9 protein-coding genes are annotated in these 19,271 nt (G+C 68.2%); all 9 read left to right on the top strand.

The genetic code is table 11. From position 1 onward, the window contains the following. Positions 1-91 precede the first annotated feature (91 nt). The gene (locus tag D7X30_RS18035; protein ID WP_120564154.1) at positions 92-1,207 is read left to right on the top strand and encodes an NAD(P)/FAD-dependent oxidoreductase; all 1,116 of its coding nucleotides are present in this window, start codon (positions 92-94) and stop codon (positions 1,205-1,207) included. Then, on the top strand, positions 1,204-2,118 hold the full coding sequence (locus tag D7X30_RS18030; protein ID WP_120564153.1) for a chlorinating enzyme: 915 nt from the start codon (positions 1,204-1,206) through the stop codon (positions 2,116-2,118). The genes D7X30_RS18035 and D7X30_RS18030 overlap by 4 nt, the downstream gene beginning before the upstream one ends. Before the next feature lie 35 nt (positions 2,119-2,153). Continuing rightward, positions 2,154-2,933 (top strand): thioesterase II family protein, encoded by a 780-nt coding sequence (locus D7X30_RS18025; RefSeq protein WP_120564152.1) that lies wholly within the window; start codon positions 2,154-2,156, stop codon positions 2,931-2,933. Positions 2,934-2,951: 18 nt separating this feature from the next. Then, positions 2,952-7,199, top strand: a complete 4,248-nt coding sequence (locus D7X30_RS18020) for an SDR family NAD(P)-dependent oxidoreductase (RefSeq protein WP_120564151.1) — start codon at positions 2,952-2,954, stop codon at positions 7,197-7,199. 64 nt (positions 7,200-7,263) lie between these two features. Beyond that, the gene (locus tag D7X30_RS18015; RefSeq protein WP_158627380.1) at positions 7,264-8,007 is read left to right on the top strand and encodes a thioesterase II family protein; all 744 of its coding nucleotides are present in this window, start codon (positions 7,264-7,266) and stop codon (positions 8,005-8,007) included. 23 nt (positions 8,008-8,030) lie between these two features. Continuing rightward, on the top strand, positions 8,031-12,584 hold the full coding sequence (locus tag D7X30_RS18010) for a type I polyketide synthase (RefSeq protein WP_120564149.1): 4,554 nt from the start codon (positions 8,031-8,033) through the stop codon (positions 12,582-12,584). Between the two features lie 479 nt (positions 12,585-13,063). After that, on the top strand, positions 13,064-15,178 hold the full coding sequence (gene pabB, locus D7X30_RS18005; RefSeq protein WP_233591627.1) for an aminodeoxychorismate synthase component I: 2,115 nt from the start codon (positions 13,064-13,066) through the stop codon (positions 15,176-15,178). Positions 15,179-15,331: 153 nt separating this feature from the next. Then, positions 15,332-16,978: a signal recognition particle protein gene (ffh, locus tag D7X30_RS18000; RefSeq protein WP_120564147.1), complete on the top strand. Its 1,647-nt coding sequence runs from the start codon at positions 15,332-15,334 to the stop codon at positions 16,976-16,978. Between the two features lie 167 nt (positions 16,979-17,145). Then, entirely contained in the window at positions 17,146-19,260 is a 2,115-nt protein-coding gene (locus D7X30_RS17995; RefSeq protein WP_120564146.1) for an Ig-like domain-containing protein, read from the top strand. The last annotated feature ends 11 nt before the right edge of the window (positions 19,261-19,271 follow it).

Below are 19,271 nucleotides of genomic sequence, written 5' to 3'. Positions count from 1 at the left end.
ACAAGCGCATGCGGCTCAACTTGTTAGATGCGGGCATCCCTCAGCAGCAACCCTGAAGAACAACCAACACCTGGCGAGCAGACGCACTGAGATGACTTCTTTCACCCAAGCACATTCCACGCATCGCACAGACGTCGTGATCATTGGCGGAGGCCAGAGCGGTCTGGCCCTGGGCTATTACCTGTCACGACGCGGCCAGCGATACATCATCCTCGACAGTGGTTCGGAAGTCGGCCACATGTGGCGCAATCGCTGGGAGTCGCTGCAGCTCATCACCCCGTGCCCGTACAACAATCTGCCCGGTCAGGACTTCGAAGGGCCTGCGTGGTCCTTCCCCACCAAGGATCAGGTGGCTGACTACCTGGCCCGCTACGCACAGAAGTTCTCCATTCCCGTCCGCACCCAGCACAACGTGAGCAGCTTGCGCCGGGAGGGAGACGTCTACCGGATCGAGACCAATCAAGGAGTCTTCGAAGCCCTTGCGGTGGTAATCGCCACCGGTCCGTACCATGAGCCCCGTATCCCAGACGCGGCGCGCGGCGTGGATGAGCGGGTGGTCCAGATGCACAGCAAGAATTACCGCAATCCCCAGCAGATTCCCGGGAGCCAGGACGTCCTGGTGGTCGGCTGCGGCAATTCCGGGGCGGGCATCGCCCAGGACCTGGCGCGGGTCCACCAGGTCCATCTGGCATTGGGTCGCACGGCGTGGCTGCGGCGCCGCATCTTCGGGCGGGATCTCTTCTGGTGGTCCCATCTCCTCGGCCTCCCTCGGGTCACCGCCGACTCGCGACTGGGCAGCCGCATGAAGCAGCAGCCTGACGAGGTCATCGGCACCTCGCCGGAGCGGCTCGCCGCCGAGCACGGCATCAAGCTTCAGTCCCGGGTGATGGCCGTGGAGGGCAACGAGGTCCACTTCGCCGACGGCACCCGGCACCGCTTCGGCGCGATCGTCTGGGCCACGGGCTACCGGCCCCACTACCCCTGGGTCCAGGTCCCGGTCTTCACCGAGCAGGGCGCGCCCGCGCACCAGCGGGGCGTGTCCAACTCGCCTGGTCTCTATTTCCTCGGTCTCAAGTGGCAGTACCACTTCGACTCCTCCCTGTTGGGCGGCGTCGGCCGTGATGCGGAATTCATTGATCAAGAGATCGCGTCGTACCTGTCCAACCGCGTCCCTCAAAAGGCCGCGTCTTTAGAGGCAACCCCATGAACACCGCTTCTGACACGCTGTTGACCCCAGAGGAAATCACCCGCTTCAAGCGGGATGGGGTGATCGGTCCCTTCAAGCTCTACGAGCCCGAGGTGGCTCGCGAGCTGCTGCACACCATCCGGATGCGCAACGCGGACCGGACGAACATGCTGCACAAAAACGACGTCAACTACGATCGGCACTTCGACATCCCCGAGCTGTCGCAGCATATCGGGCACCCGGGCATCGTTCGTCGCGTCCGCGGCATCCTGGGCATGAACCTCCTGGGCTGGCGCACCGAGTTCTTCCCGAAGTTTCCCGGTGCGGTAGGGACCGAGTGGCATCAGGTGGCAAACTACCGCTACGCGACTGGCGTGCCGATGCTCGAGCCCCTGGAGGGACGGGCCGACGACCATCTGGACATCACCGTCTGGACAGTCTTCACGGAGGCCACACGCGAGAACGGGTGCATGAAGTTCCTGCCCGGCAGTCACAACAAGGTCTATTACGACGAGTCCAAGGCCGTGACCCAGGGGCGCACCGACGCGTACCGCTCGATCGAGGCGAAGAGCGACTTCTTCGGCTATGACTTCCAGGAGTTCAAGGTCGACCCCAAGTGGATGCCCGATGAGAGCCAAGCGCTTGCCATGGAAATGCAAGCGGGCGAGTGTGTCATCTTCACGGCCAAGTGCGTGCATGCGTCGTATCCCAACTCGACCCAGCGCAAGACCCGCTTCGCCATCACCAGCCGCTACACATCCACGGACGTGCGCGTCTATCCGTACGAGCGCAAGTTCCGCGCGCACGGTGGGGATTTCGATCTGGACGCGGCGAACTATGGCTGTGTGCTGGTGAGTGGCGAGGACCGCTACGGGCACAACCGCATCAGGCGCGAGAACAACCTGGGACAAGCCTTCCCCCACATGGCGTGAAGCGTTCCGCCTCCTCCGTGCACGGAAAGTCCACGATGGCCGAGCTGCCCCCTTTGAGTTCCTGGCTGCGTCCCCTCCGGAGGCCGGCGTGTCCACGCCTCACGCTGGTCGCCGTTCCCCCGGCAGGGAGTGGGGCCTCGCTGTACGCGCCCTGGCAGGCCCACCTGCCGGAGGACGTGGCGTTGATCGCGGTCCAGCTGCCTGGCCGCGAGAATCGCATTCGCGAGCCTTTGCTGACCCGTTTCGACGCGGCCGTCGAGGGCATCACGTCCGCGCTGGCCACCCTCCCGGGCCCCATCGATGGCTTGTTCGGCCACAGCTTCGGCGCGATCCTCTCCTTCGAGGCGATGCGCCGGATGCGCCGTCTGGGCCAGCCCCTGCCCCGCCACTTCTTCGCCTCGGGTCACATCGGCCCAGAACTCGTCAGCAACGTCGGAGCCATCCACGAGCTGCCCCGTGAGCAGTTCATCGCCGAGCTCAGGAGCTTCAATGGCTTGGTCGAGGAGATTCTCGCCCACCCCCAACTGCTCGACATCGTGCTGCCCATCGTCCGCTCCGATCTTGCGCTCGACTACTCCTATTGCATGACCGAGGAGCCACCGCTCCCCGTGCCCATGACGGGCCTGGCCGGCGTGGATGACCATGTCGCTCCGCCAGACCAGGTGAGCGCCTGGTCGCGCCAGAGCAGCATTGGTTTTGATCTCAAGACATTCCCAGGAAGTCATTTCTTCATCCGAGACAACGTCCAGTCCACGGTCGCGACCATCCTCGCGGCGTTGAAGCCGCCCGTGGCCCTGCCCGCTGTGTCTCGTTGAGCCAGGAGACCGCCACCCATGAACCAGTCTCGATTTGCCGACAAGCATGCCTTGAATGTGGATGGGATCGCCGCCCGGTTGTCCGCGGCGCTGCTCACGGATCCCCAGGTGCGGGAGTGTGCCGTCCTGCCGCGACAGGAGTCTGGAGGACACAGTCTCGTCGCGTATGTCGTCGCGACCGGGCCGGTGACGCTGGAGGGCGCGCGCGCTCTCGCGGACAGACAGGGGGTTTCCGCGCGGGAGCTCGTAGCCGTCGTCCCGCTCACCCGGCTGCCGCGCGATGGTGGCGGCCAGCTGGATCTGGCTCGACTCCAGCGCACGCCGCTGCTCGACGAGAAGGCGTTCGCGACCCTGCGCGAGCGGTTGCTCGCCCTGGATCCAACGGCGGAACTGGTGTCCGAGGCAGTGCCGCTCAAGGCGCCCATGCCCCTCGCCGAAGGCCCGACGCAGGTCAGCACGCGGCAGGCACTTCTCCAGGGGCCTGAGCTGCCCGACTCGCCCGACACGCCCACGACGCTGGCCGAGGTGCTGGAGCGGGCGGCGCGCATCTCGCCGGAGTACGGGGTCCGCTTCCTCACCTCGGCGGGTGAGCGCTTCTCTTCCTACCCCGAGCTGCTCGCCGAGGCCCGTCGGATCGCGGGCGGACTGGTGAGCGCGAACCTCCCCCCCGGCAGCGAGCTCATCATGCAGTTGGCAAGTCCCGATGACTTCGTTCCCGCGTTCTGGGGCGCGGTGCTGGCCGGACTGGTCCCGGTGCCGCTCGCCGTACCGGTGCTGCTGTCCGCGGGAGAGCCGGCCAGCGAGAAGGTGCGCTTGACCATGGCGCGGCTGCCGTCCGCGGCGCTCATCACCCGGGAGGACCGCGCCGGACAGGTCGCCGAGTTGCTGCGTGCCGGTGGGCTCACCGGGCGGAGCGTGCTGTCCCTGGACAGCCTCCGGAGGGCCGCCCCCCTCACCCATCCCGTGGTCCGTCCGCCGGATGCTCCTGCGCTGCTGCTGCTCACCTCCGGCAGCACGGCCGAACCCAAGATCGTGCCCCAGACGCACCGCCGGCTGATCAGCCGCTCGCGCGCGACGATCCTCACCAACGGCTTTCGCCGCGAAGAAGTGTCCCTCAACTGGCTGCCGCTGGATCACGTGGGCGGCCTGGTCATGTTCCACCTGCGCGACGTGGTGTGCGGCTGTTCGCAGCTTCAGGCGGAAACCAACCTGGTGCTCAAATACCCGCTCATCTGGATGGACTGGTGTAGCCAGTACCAGGTCACCGTGACCTGGGCGCCGAACTTCGGCTACAGCCTGCTCAACACGCGCGCCAAGGAGGTCCGCACGAAGCGCTGGGACCTGTCCGCGCTCTGGTTCATCCTCAATGGCGGCGAGGCGATTGTCGCCGAGCAGGCGCGGGAGTTCATGGAGCTGCTGGCCCCCCACGGCCTGCGAGCAGATGCCATGCGTCCCGCCTGGGGCATGTCCGAGACGTGCTCGGGCGTGACCTTCGAGCACGACTTCCGGGGCATCTCGACCCGAACCGCGTCCGTATCGGTCGGCCGGCCCATCCATGGCATCACCGTCCGCATCGCCGATGACGATGGACACGTGATGGGCGAGGGGGCGCGCGGACGGCTGCAGATCCGCGGGGTCAGCATCTTCGAGGGCTACCTGAACAACCCCGAGGCCAATCGGGAGTCCTTCCCCGGTGATGGCTGGTTCGACACCGGCGACCTGGGCGTCATCATCGACCAGGGTCTGCACATCGTGGGCCGGCGCAAGGACGTCCTCATCGTCAACGGGCTCAACATCGCCCCCACCGAAATCGAGCGCATGGTGGAGACGAACCCTGACGTCGTGCCCGCCCACACGGCGGCCATCGCCGTGCGCGAGGCGGGCGATATCACCGACCAGCTCGCCCTGTTCCTCCATACCGAGAAGACCGGCGAGGCGCGCGAGGCGCTGCTGTCGGACCTGCGCATCCAGCTCGCCCGCACCTTTGGCATCTCGCCCTCGGTGATCGTGGAGGTGGCTCCCGAGGAGATGCCGCGGACCTCCATCGGGAAGATCCAGAAGGACGTGCTCAAGTCCCGGCTTGAGAAGGGCCTCCTGGTGCCCGCCTGGCAGCGGGGTCGTAAGAACACGGCGGCGGCCAACAACCTGTTCGCCCTCCCCCGGGAGGAGGTACTCAACGGCAGCGTGTACCGCCGGAACTGGGTGCCGCACGGACTCACTCCCGTGCGAGCCCTCCCCGACACCGTGGTGGTGTTCGCGCCCGCAGGTGAGCCGGGCAAGCGGCTGACGGCGGCGCTGGCCACGGGACAGCGTCGGGTCCTCGTGGTCGAGCCAGGGACGGGCTTCGCGCTCAACGGCGGGGATCGGCTCACCGTGCTTCCGGGCGATGCCGAGGATGCCGCGCGGCTGGTCGAGCACCTCGCCGATACGGCGGCCGGCGCGCCGCTCATCTATGCCTGGCCCCTGGCGGGCAAGTCCGGAACCGAGGCGTCTTTCGACGCCACCGAGGCCCTCCTCGCCTTGCTGCCGCCGCTGGCCCGGCGCTTCGGCAAGAATCATCCGCGACTGCTGGCCGTGACCCACGGGGCCGCGCGTGTCGGCACGGGCGAGCTCCTCGGCGACCCCAAGGCGGCGATGTTCGGCGCGCTCCTGCGGGTCGTGCGCGAGGAGACGCGGGCCGACGTGCGCGCCGTGGACATCGACTCGCTCGAGGCGTTCGCCGAGGTGGTCCTCGGCGAGCTCACCGACCCGAGCGGCGAGGTCGAGTGCGCCTACCGCCGTGGGCTCCGGCGGGTCAGCCGGTTGGCGCCGGTCCGCCTGCAGGAACAGGGCGGCACCCTGCGCCAGGGCAAGCGTTATGTCGTCATCGGCGGACTGGGTGGCATTGGCCGCGCGCTGGTGCGCTACCTCGTGACCGCGTTCGGGGCCCGCGTCGCCATCCTCGGGCGCCGTGCCGAGCGCGCGCTGGATCCGGCCAGTGCGGCGGCGTTGACCGGACTGCGCCAGCTCGGCGCGGTCACCTACGGCGCGGGCGATGTCTCCGACAGCGACGGACTGAGGGGGGCGCTCGCGCGCGCCAGTGAATCCTTGGGGGGAACCCCCGATGGCGTCTTCCACCTCGCTGGCGGTTTCTTCGAACAGACCCTGGAGCAGCTCGAGTGGGACAAGGCCCTCGGCGGAATGATCGCCAAGGTCAGCGGCAGTCGCGAGGTCGTCGAGGCGGCAGAGGCCCTGGGCATCCCCTGGGTGGCCCTGTTCTCGTCGGTCAATGGCTACTTCGGCGGACCGGGGCTCGCCACCTACGCGGCGGCCAACCGCTTCCAGGAAGCGCTCGCGGGCTCCTGGAATGGCAAGGGAACCCGGGTGTGTACGCTCGCATGGTCGATGTGGGACGAGACGGGCCTCAGCCGCGGCTACGCGAACAAGGAGCTTACCCGCGAGCGAGGCTTCGTGGTGTTCTCGCCCGACGCCGCGCTGCAGTTGCTGGACAGCGCCCTGAGCCAGGCCCAGGACACCCTGTTCATCGGACTCGATGCCACCCGGCCGCGCATGCGGGTGGAACTCGACATGTCCCCCGAGCCCCTCACGTGTCTGACCGCACGCACCAGCGCGGAGCCGCGCGCGATCCACGCCCTGGGTGATGCGTTCGGCATCGAGCTTACCGTGCGGCCGCGCTCCAGCACCGCCGCCCCAGCCAAGGCGGCCGGAGTGGAGGCGCTCGCCGCGCGTACCGCCACGGCCCCTGCCGCCATCGCCGAACAGCTGGCGGCGCTCTGGTGCGACGTGCTCAAGGTGGACACGGAGGAACTGGCGCACGACGCCAACGTGTTCGACCTGGGGGCGCACTCCCTGCTGCTGCCCAACATGCAGGAGCGCATCCGGGAGGCCTTCGGCGTCGAGCCGACCGTGGTGGACCTCTTCCAGTATCCCACGGTGGCCAAGCTGACGGCCTACCTCGCGAGCCGGCTCTCCGCCATGGCTGAACAGCAGGCCCAGGCTTCGGTGGCACCCGCCACGGACCCGACAGCCATGGCCGAACAGCTGGCGACGCTCTGGTGCGACGTGCTCAAGGTGGACACGGAGGAGCTGACACACGACGCCAACGTGTTCGACCTGGGGGCGCACTCCCTGCTGCTGCCCAACATGCAGGGGCGTATCCGCGAGGCCTTTGGCGTCGAGCCGACCGTGGTGGACCTCTTCCAGTATCCCACGGTGGCCAAGCTGACGGCGTACCTGGCGAGCCGGCTCACCTCGACCGAGAGCTAAGACCATGCCTGGGAAGTGGCTCCTGAACCATCACCGCGCGCCAACACGGGGCCCCAGGCTGCTGGTGCTGTTTCACTACGCGGGCGGCGCGGCGTCCGCGTTTCGTGACTGGCCCGCTCACGTCGGTGAGCGGGCCGAGACCCTGACGGTGCAACTGCCTGGCCGTGAGGGCAGGATTGGTGAGGCGCTCGTCGAGGAGCTCGCCGCGGTGACGGAGCCCCTGGTGACGGCCATCGCTCAAGCCGCACATGGGCGCCCGGTGATGCTCTACGGCCACAGCATGGGTGCCGCGCTCGCCCACCACGTCGCCCGAGAGGCGGTCGCGCGTCGCGCCTTCGCGCTCGCCGCGCTCGCCGTCTCGGCGCGGCGTGCGCCCCATGTCCCACCCTATGAGCAGGATCTCCGCACCCTGGATGACGCGGGTGTGCTGAGCGCGCTGCGTGTCTTTGGCGAGATACCCGCTGAACTCCTGGCCGAGTCCCATCTGGCCGACGCCCTCGTGCAACGGACCCGGGCCGACTTCTGCATCGCCCAGGGCTGTCATTGGCCCGTCCCCCCCAGAACCTCGCTGCGGCTCGCGGTGCCCTTGCTGGCGCTGGGTGGAATCGACGATCCAACGGTCGCGATTGGCCATCTCAGATCCTGGCAGGCCTTCACTCGGGGCCCCTTCCAGGTGCGAATGCTGCCTGGCCACCATTTCTTCATCCGGGATCCGCGCAACGTGAAGCACACGGTGGAGGCCTTGTTCGCGCATGCGGCGGCATCGGCTGGAGACTCCGTGCCCAGCGTGAGCAATCCCTTCCTTTAAGCAACCTCCACGCGAGGCGAGACATGACCTTCGACAGCACCCGCGACGTCGCCATCATCGGACTATCCGCCCGCCTGCCTGGCGGGCCCGACCTGGACGCCTTCTGGCGGAATCTCCTGGAAGGACGCCACGCGATCCGGACCTTCACCCGAGACGAGTTGCTCGCCGACGGGGTTCCCGAGGGACTGGCCTCCCGCGAGGACTACGTGCCCCGGTCCGCGTTCGTCGAGGACACGCATCTCTTCGATGCCTCGTTCTTCGGCTTCAGCAGGCGCGAAGCCGAGGTCATGGATCCGCAGTTCCGGCTGTTCTTCGAATGTGCCTGGGAAGCCCTGGAGGATGCGGGCCACGCGGGTCGGGCCGCGGGAATGCGCGTGGGTGTGTTCGCCACGTCTGGCATGAGCCTGTATTCCGGCAAGACGATGAACACCTATTTCCGGACCAACGTTCAGCATCAGGCCGAGGCCCTGGAGCACTTGGATCAGATTCAAATCAAGGTGCTCAACGAGCGGGATTACCTGCCGACCCAGCTGTCGTATCGCCTGAACCTCACCGGGCCCAGCCTCACGGTCCACACCGCGTGCTCCTCGGCGCTGGTCGCCCTCCACTTCGGGGTCGAGAGTCTGCGCAAGCGGGAGTGTGATGCCGCCCTGGTCGGCGCCGCCGCCCTGCATGCGCCACGCATGGCGGGCTATGTCCACACCGCCGGGAGCATCTTCTCGGCGCATGGCGTCTGCCGGCCATTTGATCAAAAGGCCGATGGCATCGTCGGAGGCAACGGCGTCGGAGTGCTGATGCTGCGCCGGTTGAGCGACGCCCAGGCGGATGGCGATCGCATCCTCGCGGTCATTCGTGGCACGGCGATCAACAACGACGGCGCGCGCAAGGTGAGCTACACGGCGCCCAGCATCGACGGTCAAAAGGAGACCATTCGCGGTGCGCTCTCCGACGCGGGCATTTCCGCTCGGGAAATCGGCTTCGTCGAGGCCCACGGCACCGGCACCGGCCTGGGTGATCCCATCGAGGTGGCGGCGCTCACCCAGGCCTTCTCGGTGGATCAAGCCACCGCGCCGGGAAGCGTTGCCATCGGTTCGGTCAAATCGAACGTCGGACACCTCGACACCGCAGCCGGCATGGCCTCGCTGCTGAAGACCGTGCTGGCACTGAGGCATGGCCAGGTGCCCCCCACTGCGGGTTACGAGCGGCCCAATTCCCATATCGCATTCGGCCAGACCCCTTTCCTGGTCAACACCCAGCCGCTGCACTGGGAGCCGAGGAACGGTCGCCGGCATGCGCTGATCGGCTCATTGGGCGCTGGAGGGACCAATGCACACGTGGTGCTCGCCGATTGGCCCGTGGAGGCCCAGCCCGCGGAGCAAGCGAGCACGGACGAGCCGGTGTGCATCGCGCTGTCGGCCAAGAACGACGCGGCGCTCAAGGACCTGGCCCAGCGCCATGCCTCGGCCCTCGCCTCCGGCTCCGCTTGCCCTCGCGACTGGGCCTACAGCACCTGCACCGGCCGCGCCCTCTTCCGCGAGCGCGGCGCCGTCGTGGGCCGCACCTCCCAGCAGCTCGCCCAGGGCCTGCTCGACCTCGCCTCCGGCCGCCTCTCCTCCTCCGTCCTGCGCGGCAGCGCCCCCTCCTCCGGCCGCCCCCGCCTCGCCTTCGCCTTGAGTGGCCAGGGTGCCCAGTACGCCGGCATGGGCCGCGCCCTCTACCAGCGCTTCGCCTCCTTCCGCTCCGCCTTCGACGAGCTGGCCGCCCTGCACCGCGACTCCACCGGTGGCCAATCCCTCACCTCCCTCGTCTTCGACTCCCCTGACGCCGCCCTGCGCGACACGGGCCTGGCCCAGCCCTCCCTCTTCGCCTTCCAGTACGCCCTGAGCCGCCTCTGGCTCAGCCTCGGCGTCTCCCCCTCCGCCCTCATCGGCCACTCCATTGGCGAGTACCTCGCCGCCCACCTCGCCGGCGTCCTCTCCCTTCACGACGCCTACCTCCTGGTGCTCGCCCGCTCCCGCGCCATGGCCTCGCTGCCTCCCGGCGGCTCCATGCTCTCCGTCCTCGCCAGCCCCTCCCGCCTCGCCCCCTTCCTCTCCTCCTTTCCCTCCCTCGAGCTCGCGGCCGACAACGGCCCCGAGGCCTGCGTCCTGTCCGGGCCCCTCCCCGACATCGAACGCCTCCTGCCTCTGCTTGAGTCCGCGGACCTCTCCTTCCGCCCGCTTCACGTCTCCCACGCCTTCCACTCCGCCGCCATGCTTCCCGCCATGGCCGCCCTCTCCTCCGCTGCCTCCCGCCTCCCGCACCACTCCCCTTCCCTTCCCCTCGCCTCCAACCTCACTGGCGCCCTCGCCACCCCCTCCCTCTTCGTCCCCGACTACTGGGCACGCCACCTGCGCCAGCCCGTCCTCTTCCGCCAGGGCCTCGAGGCCCTCGTCGCCAAGAAGTTCACCCACTTCCTCGAGATTGGCCCCAGGCCCGTCCTCACAGGCCTGCTGCGCTCCGCCTCCAAGGGCCTCTCCTGCATCCCCTCCCTCGACTCCTCCGACCCTGAGCGCGCCTTCTGCTCCGCCGCCGCCTCCCTCCACGCCCTCGGCCTCGACCTCGACTGGAAGGGCTTGTTCGAAGGGCCTTCGCCCAAACGCATCAGCGTTCCCACCTATGCGTTCCAACGCCAGGCGTACTGGCTGCCCGCGCGGCCCCGGCAGACCGAGACGGATAGCGTCGCCCCGGTCCCCTCGGCGCCCACGGAACCGGTCGCGCTCACGGGGCTCTGCCATGCTCCGCTCTGGGTCCGCGTGGAGGGCAAGGAGACAGCACCCCGGCGCTGGGCACTGGCGGCGCTGGGAGGCGCGGGCCCGCGCCTCGCCGAACTCAAGGCGGCGCTGACCCAGGACACGACTGTCACCACCGAGCTGCTCGTCACGCCAGCGGATGCGGCGCGGCTGCGGGCCGACGTGGCGGGCATCGTTCTGGTCCAGGAAGAGCTGCCCGTGGTGTCCGCGCTGAGTGAACTGCGCCGCTGGCTGCTCGGGCTTGAGGAGCCGATGACGGCTGGACGGCCCATCGTGCTGGTGACCCGGGGGGCCTATGGAACGGGGGCGGGCGTAGCGTCTGCCTCGGCGCTCACGGCTCGCGCCCTGTGGGGAGCGGCGCGTGCGGCCTACCTCGAGTTCGCGAAGGGCGCCAGGCTGGGTCTTGTCGACATCGGCACGACGGCCGCGCCGTCCGGGCTCTCGGCCGCACTGGCCACCGCGGCCGCGGGAGATGAGCTGCGACTCGGCCGTGAGGGATGGCTACGGCAGCGCCTCGCGCCGCTTCCTCTCCCTCCCGTACAAGCACAGGCCTTGGAGGAGCCTGGCCATGCAGCGGTCATCACGGGCGGCTTCGGAGGCGTGGGCTGGCAACTCGCCGTGCACCTGGTCCAGCGCGGTGTGCGCGAGCTGGTGCTTGTCGGCCGGTCCGCGCCCGGAGCGGCCGTGGACGCCACGCTCGCCGCGTGGAGGCGGACCGGCATCTCGGTCACGGTGCTGCTGGGCGATGTGGCCGAGCCCGCGACGTGGGAGGCACTCCACCGCGAGGTCACGGCACGGGGGCATCGCCTTGGAACCCTCTACCACCTCGCCGGAGTGATCAAGGATGCCACGCTGGCGAACATCTCCGAGGCGGATCTGTCACGGGTGCTGCGGCCCAAGGTCCACGCCGCGAGTGCGCTGTTGGACGCGGTCGCCACGCTCGCACCAAGGCGGATTGTGCTCGCAGGCTCGCTCGCGGGAGTGCTTGGAGCGCCCGGACAGTTCGCGTACGCGGCCGCCAATGCAGCACTCGGGGTGGCCGCGGAGCATCTCGTGGCGGCGGGAATCCCCACGCTCGCCCTCGCCTGGGCACCGCTCGACGCCGGAATGGCGGCGAGCACGCGGCGTGGCGGGAATGTCGAGCGCATACCGAGGATGGCGTTGGCCCAGGCCTGGGAACTCATGGCCCGCGCCCTGGCTGCCGGGCTCACAGAGCTGTCGGCTGGAGCGCTTGAGCAGGCAGGGCTCACAACACATGAGTTCGAGGTCCTGTCTCCCGGAGACCTTGGCCGACGGCTCTTTGTCGAAAAGCCCGCGCCGGCCGTTGAGCCCCAGGCGGTGCGGCCCGCGGCCGTGCAGGACGAGCCTCGCGCCACGGGTGCCCTGCTCCAAGTCCAGCAAACCCTCGCCGAACTCCTGGGTGAGCGTACCGCCGACGCCATCGACCCCGCGACCAACTTCCAGAACCTTGGCCTCGACAGCCTCATGCTCATCCGTCTTCGCGAGCAGCTCAACACCCGGCTGAGTGCGAAGCTCACTACTGCGACCCTCTACAGCTATCCGACCTCTCGTCTACTGGCCGAGCACATCACCGAGCAGCTCCGCACGAAGACGGAGCCAGCCTCGTCCAATGGGGGGAACGCGGCGAGGTCCGCCGAGCCACCCGACCTGGCGACGGCGGTCGCCGAGCCCCCCGCGGGGCCGTTGGGGCTCGAGGTAATGGACGACCTCGCGCAAGCCGAAAGACTCGCGGAGGAGCTGCTTCGGGAACTCGGCCTGCGATGAGGGTGTGGTCGCTGGGTCCCGGGCGGCACGCGGTCTCCCCGGCAAAGTGGTTCCAGTCACATTGACCGGAGCGGAAGGCTCCATACCTCGCGCGGTTCGGCGCCAGGCAGCATGCTGCCCCCCTTTCGCCGGGCGTTTTCATGGCTCGCCGAAACACCGCACGGAGTGTTCAGGCCGCTGTCTGCACGGGACGGTGGGACGAGGGCCTCCCACACGTCGAGGCCGCGCACGATGCCTACGACCAGGAGGAAGGTCCTTGCTGCTCGCAGTCATTCGTCTGTCGTTGATGCCTTCGCGCGGGCAGGAGCGATAGACGAGGCTCACAAGGAGCATGCGCTCGGCTCACGTCACGACAGGGTCCAGCGAGCTGTTACGGAACTTGCATCCTTGGGCCGCCAGGTACGGGCGCCCGCCAGCCGTGCTCGAACCGACCCAGAGTCGCACCTCCCACGAGGCCGCCGAAGGGTAAGGTGCGCGCCGTGCGGCTGCGGACGCTCATCATCGACAACCACGACTCGTTCACGTTCAACCTCTTCCAGCTGCTGGCGGAGGTCGGAGGGACAGAGCCCCTCGTCGTGCGCAACGACGAGCGGTCGTGGCGGGAGCTGCGCGGGCTCGCGTTCGACAACATCGTCATCTCCCCGGGCCCCGGGCGTCCCGACCACCCGGCGGACTTCGGCGTCTGCCGCGATGCACTCATCGAGGCTGACGTCCCCATCCTCGGCGTATGCCTGGGGCATCAGGGCCTGGGCCACGTCCACGGCGCACGGATCCAGCACGCACCGGAGGTCATGCACGGACGGCTGAGCCCCGTGCGCCACACGGGAACGGACCTCTTCCAGGGCCTTCCGCAGGACTTCCAGGTGGTGCGCTACCACTCGCTCTGCCTCGCCCGGCCACTGCCCGAGGACCTGGTGGAGACCGCCTGGGCCCCCGACGGCGTCCTCATGGCCCTGCGCCACGCCTCCCTCCCCCGCTGGGGCGTCCAGTTCCATCCAGAGTCCATCGCCACCACCCACGGCCGCCAGCTCCTCGCCAACTTCATCCGCCTGAGCCGCGAGCACCAAGCCCCCCGTCCCAGTCGCCGCCCTGAAACGACCCAGGAGAGAACGCCCCTCCCTCCGCCTGGAACCTTCCAAGTCCATCACCGGAAGCTGCACCTCGAAGCCGACCCGGAGCAGGCCTTCGTCGCGCTCCTCGGAGGCAGGGACTACGCCTTCTGGTTGGACAGCAGCCGCGTCGAGGCAGGCCTGTCACGCTTCTCCTTCATGGGGGACGCAACCGGCCCACACAGCGCCGTCATCCACTACCAGGTGAACCCACGCCGGCTCACCGTGCGCCGGAGTCAGGGAGCAGAGGAGCACTCCACGGAGCTGTTCGAGTTCCTCCAGCAGGAGCTGACGCGGCTGCGAGTGGCCCCGTCCGGGCTGCCCTTCGACTTCCAGGGCGGTTACGTGGGCCACCTCGGCTACGAGCTGAAGCACGACTGCGGCGCGACCACCTCGCATGCCTCACCGGATCCAGATGCCAGCCTCATCCTGGCGGACCGGCTGCTGGCCTGGGACCACATCGAGGACACGGTGTATCTCGTCGCGCTCGCCCCCGAACACGAGGCGGCCGAGGTCCAGGCCTGGTTCGACGCCACGGAATCCAGCCTGCGCGCCCTGCCCCCTCTGCCCCCCCTCGAGCCCCGCTCCGGAGCCCCCTTCCCGGTCCGCCTCGCCAGGGACCGTGAGACCTACCTGGCCGACATCCAGCGCTGCCTGGAACAGCTCCACGAAGGCGAGACCTACGAGGTCTGCCTCACCAACAAGCTCCTCGCCCGGACGCACGTCGAGCCCCTGGACCTGTACCGGAACCTGCGCAGGCTGAACCCCGCGCCCTACGCCGCGTACCTCCGCATGGGCCCCCTGGGCATCGCCTGCTCCTCCCCCGAACGCTTCCTGCGCGTGGACGCCGAACGTTGGGTCGAGTCGAAGCCCATCAAGGGCACCCTGCGCCGCGGCTCCACGCCAGCCGAGGACGAACGCCTGCGCCAACAGCTGGGCTCCCAGGAGAAGGACCGGGCGGAGAACCTGATGATCGTGGACCTCGTGCGCAACGACCTCGGGCGCGTGTGCGAGGTGGGCTCGGTCCACGTCCCCCGGCTCATGCACGTGGAGTCGTATGCCACGGTGCACCAACTGGTGAGCACCATCCGGGGCCACCTGCGCCAGGGGCTCACCGCCGTGGACGCGGTGCGCGCCGCCTTCCCGGGAGGCTCCATGACGGGGGCCCCCAAGGAGCGCACCCTGGAGCTCATCGACCGCCTGGAGGGGGAGGCCCGGGGGGTGTACTCGGGCACCATCGGGTACTTCTCCGCCACCGGCGCGGCGGACCTGAACATCGTCATCCGCACGGCGGTGGTCCGGCCCGGAGAGGTGAGCATCGGCGCGGGCGGAGCCATCGTGGCGCTCTCGGACCCGGCCGCCGAGCTGGAGGAGATGCTCCTCAAGTCGCGGGTGGTGCTGAAGGCGCTGTGCACGGCGCTCGGGAGCCCGGACGGACTGCCCGAGCCCGGAGCCGATTCCAGGGCCTGGACGGCGCCGGACTGAGCCCGGGAGGGGCCAGAAGGGCCTTCCGGGGTGGGGCTCCCGGGGTGGTGGCATCCCGGGTGGTGGGGAAAGCCCCTCGATTCCTCCACTGCTGGACGACCGGGGCTTCCGTGACCGTCGCATCCGGCGGGACGCTGTTATAAAGCGCCCCCCATGCTTGAGACCGTCACCAAGGGCTTCCGGGCCGCCAAGAACCGCCTCGCCGGCAAGAGCGAACTCACCCCCGAGCTGGTGGACGAGTCGCTGCGAGACATCCGCGTCTCCCTGCTGGAGGCCGACGTCGCCTTCGACGTGGTGAAGAAGTTCGTTGCCCGCGTCCGCGAGAAGGCCGTGGGCGAGGTGGTGCAGACAGCCGTCACGGATGCGGGGGGCCAGAAGCGCAAGGTCAGCGCGATGGACCACTTCATCAAGATCTGCCACGACGAGCTGGAGGCCCTGATGGGCCCGGTGGACACGAGCCTCCACCTGAAGCCCAAGGGCCAGCTGTCCGGCATCATGATGGTGGGCCTCCAGGGCTCCGGTAAGACGACGACCACGGGCAAGCTCGCCAGCCGGCTCCTCGCGGAGGGGCGCAAGCCGTTGCTGGTCGCGGCGGACATCTACCGCCCGGCCGCCGTGGATCAGCTCAAGGTCCTGGGCGAGCGGCTGAAGGTCCCCGTCTACCACGAGCCCGGCGTGCAGCCGCCCGAGCTGGCGAAGCGGGGCTACGCGGCCGCGCGCGAGCAGAAGTGCGACGTGGTGCTCATCGACACGGCGGGCCGGCTCGCCATCGACGAGACGCTGATGACGGAGCTGGAGTCCATCAAGTCCAACGTGCAGCCGGACACCATCCTGCTGGTGTGCGACGCGATGATCGGCCAGGACTCGGTGCGCACGGCGGCCGAGTTCGACCGGCGCCTGACGCTGGACGGCTTCATCCTGACGAAGCTGGACGGTGACGCGCGCGGCGGCGCGGCGCTGTCCATCAAGGAAGTGACAGGCAAGCCCATCAAGTTCCTCGGCATGGGCGAGTCGATGGACAAGCTGGAGGAGTTCCGTCCGGAGGGCCTCGCGGGCCGCATCCTGGGCTTCGGCGACATCGTCGGCCTGATGAAGGACTTCGAGAAGGTTGTCGACGAGAAGAAGGCCGAGGACGACGCGCGCAAGCTGCTCTCCGGCCAGTTCTCGATGAAGGACTTCGTCGAGCAGATCCGCATGGTCCGCAAGATGGGCCCGCTGAAGGACCTGCTGGAGAAGTTCCCCCTCTTCGGCGACCTCACCGAGCACCTGAACCCGGACGAGAAGGAGCTCACGAAGATCGAGGCGATGTACGACTCGATGACGCAGAAGGAGCGCCTGCGTCCGGACCTCATCAACGCCAGCCGCATCAACCGCATCTCCAAGGGCAGTGGCCGCAAGCCGGAGGAGGTGCGCGAGCTGCTGCAGAAGTTCGGGATGATGCAGCAGGTGATGGGCACCATCGGCCAGAACCCGGGCCTCTTGGGCCGCATCCCCGGCTTCAAGCAGCTGGGGCAGCTGGGCCAGATGAAGAACATGGACCTGGGCAGCATGTTCGGGAAGGACCCGAAGGCGCTGGAGAAGGCCATGTCCGCGATGGGCGGAGGCATGGGGGGCATGCCCATGCAGCTGCCGCAGATCGCCCCGGGCTACACGCCGCCCATGGGCCAGGCCGCGATGGCCAAGGCCCGCCTGATGGGCTACGCGCCCCCGGCCGTGAGCAAGCCGGACGACCGCGACGCCATCAAGGAGCGGCGCAAGAAGGAGAAGGAGAACAAGAAGAAGAACCGCAAGAAGAAGTAGCTCGCGGCCTTCTGGAGTCCCTCACCTGCCCGCGCGTCCCCACCCGAAGTCCGGGGGGCGGCGGGCAGGCGTGTTTCCGGGGCCGGACGCCTGTCCTGCTCCGCGGACGGGCATGGCAGTGTTCTCGCTCGGGACCGACCGGTCCCGACCTTGCAGAACGCGCCCCCATGCCCAACCTGAAACACCTGTTGCTGTTGAGTTGCATCGGCCTGAGCCCCGCATGCATCGACGTTCCCCCGCTGGATGACCCGCCCAAGGAGGACCCACGGACGGACCCCGACGTGGACTTCACCTTCACGGCGACTCCTGCCCAGGAGCAGGTCCTCCCGGGAGGAACCCTGGACTGCGACGTCCGGCTCGCCTGGACCGAATCCACGGGAGGCGCGGTCACCTGGAGCCTCGTGTCCCCGCCTGCGGGCGTCGAGCTTCAGCCGTTCACCCTGCCCAAGGGAGAGACGCGAGCGACCCTGAGCATTCGCGTGGGAGCGGGCACGGCGCCCGGGGCCTACACGCTGACGCTCCAGGGCAAGAGCGGCTCGGTCACGAAGCAGGCCACGCTGACGGTGACGGTCGGAAAGCCCGGTGACCTGGTGGTGAACTGGGTCGTGCCCACGCCCGGCAAGGCGTACACGCGAGGCCCCCTGCTCCTGCAGTTCACGGTGGAAGGAGGCGCGGCGGAGCAGGTGGAGATCCTGAAGGACGCCACGGTGCTCGTGAAGCCCACGGGGAGCCCCTATTCGTTCACCTGGGACACCACCTCAGAGGCGGAGGGCACGTACCAACTGTCCATCCGCGCGACCCGCGGAGGAGCGGTCTTCACCAGTGCGCCAAGGACGGTCATCGTGGACCGGACGGCGCCCACTGTGGCGTCCTTCCTTCCGGCCAAGGACGCGGCGACCGTGGGCGTCCACGACTCCATCCGGGTCACCTTCAGTGAGCCCATGAATCCGCTCTCGGTGACGGAGGCGGCGGTCGGGCTCAAGACGGGCGCGGGTGTCGCCATTCCCAAATCGGTGTCGCTCTCCGCGGACGGACAGGTTCTGACTGTCACTCCGAACGATCCCCTGGCTGCTCCGGATACCCTCTCTGTCGATCTCACGCCGCTTGTGAGCAACACCACGGATCTAGCAGGAAACGGAGTGCAGACCGCTCCTACCTGGAAGTTCACGGTTCCCTCCTGGCTGCCTCTCGGTGGAGCCATCAGCGCAGTGGCAGGCAGAACGTCGGCCGAAGATGTCGTCTTGAAGGTGGACCGCGAGGGTCGGCCTGTCATTGCCTGGTCGGAACCCGATGGCTCGACCCGGAACATCTACGTTGCCAGGTGGTCCGGTACGGCCTGGGACATGTTGGGTGCGCCGCTGAGCGGTCTGACTGCGCTTGGAACAGATGCAGCGAGGCCCGACCTGTCAATCGACGCATCCAACCGCCCCGTCGTCGTCTGGGATGAGGCCACTGGCAATGGCGAGGGCCGAGACGTTTTCGCGCGTCGGTGGACAGGAAGCACCTGGACTTCATTGCCATCCATTCCGCTGCTTTCCAGCTCGCAAGAATACGCCATACAGGCGCGGCTCGTCGTCGGGGCCAATGCGGATCTTGTCTTCCATGCCACCCAGCACGATGGAAACAACTCGAAGGTCCGTGGGTTCAAGCTTCCATCATCAGGCTCGGCATGGATCGACCTGAACCCTGGCCAACCCGCTGACCATTTCAATGCGGACGTCATCTCAGTAGCCGCATCCGGCACGAGCATCTTCACTGCCTATTCGGCCTACGACGACACAGCCTCACGCCGAGGTGTGGCCGTTCTCGCCAACGACGCGTCTCTCCTCGGGGGAACAACGCTTGGAACAGACGTACGAGCGCTTTCGGTCGCAGTGGATGCGACGCAGCGCCCATGGGTGTCATGGATACAATCCCCAGCCCAGGCAGAAACGGATGGCATGCTTTATTGGGCGCGGTGGGAAGGAAGTAGCTGGAGCACCCCCACACTCGTCAGCAACGGTTCCACGGGGAACAATTCGCCCAGCCTCGCACTTGGCGCAGGCACTCCACATGTCCTTGCCTGGAGCGGTGTTACAGCGTCTGAACGCAGCATTCTCGTCAGCCGTTGGGTTGATTCCGCATGGAAGCCCGTGGGAATGCCTCTCAACGCCTTGACGGCCAGTGGCACCCCTGCCTTTGGCCCTTCCGTCTCAATGGACGCCAATGGGCAGCCACTCGTTGCCTGGACTGAGGCAGATGCGACGTCCGCCAATGTGCACGTCTTCAGGCTCAACTACTGACATCACGCAGG

The organism is Corallococcus sp. AB011P (genome assembly GCF_003611605.1).
Lineage (GTDB): Bacteria > Myxococcota > Myxococcia > Myxococcales > Myxococcaceae > Corallococcus > Corallococcus coralloides.
Note: the sequence above shows the minus strand (reverse complement) of the source record. Positions and strands in the feature narration are given on the sequence as shown.

Bases quoted from the DNA above. Each gene is read 5' to 3' on its own strand.
- D7X30_RS18035 (WP_120564154.1), top strand. From the start codon at position 92: ATGACTTCTTTCACCCAAGCACATTCCACGCATCGCACAGACGTCGTG.
- D7X30_RS18030 (WP_120564153.1), top strand. From the start codon at position 1,204: ATGAACACCGCTTCTGACACGCTGTTGACCCCAGAGGAAATCACCCGC.
- D7X30_RS18025 (WP_120564152.1), top strand. From the start codon at position 2,154: ATGGCCGAGCTGCCCCCTTTGAGTTCCTGGCTGCGTCCCCTCCGGAGG.
- D7X30_RS18020 (WP_120564151.1), top strand. From the start codon at position 2,952: ATGAACCAGTCTCGATTTGCCGACAAGCATGCCTTGAATGTGGATGGG.
- D7X30_RS18010 (WP_120564149.1), top strand. From the start codon at position 8,031: ATGACCTTCGACAGCACCCGCGACGTCGCCATCATCGGACTATCCGCC.
- ffh (WP_120564147.1), top strand. From the start codon at position 15,332: ATGCTTGAGACCGTCACCAAGGGCTTCCGGGCCGCCAAGAACCGCCTC.
- D7X30_RS17995 (WP_120564146.1), top strand. From the start codon at position 17,146: ATGCCCAACCTGAAACACCTGTTGCTGTTGAGTTGCATCGGCCTGAGC.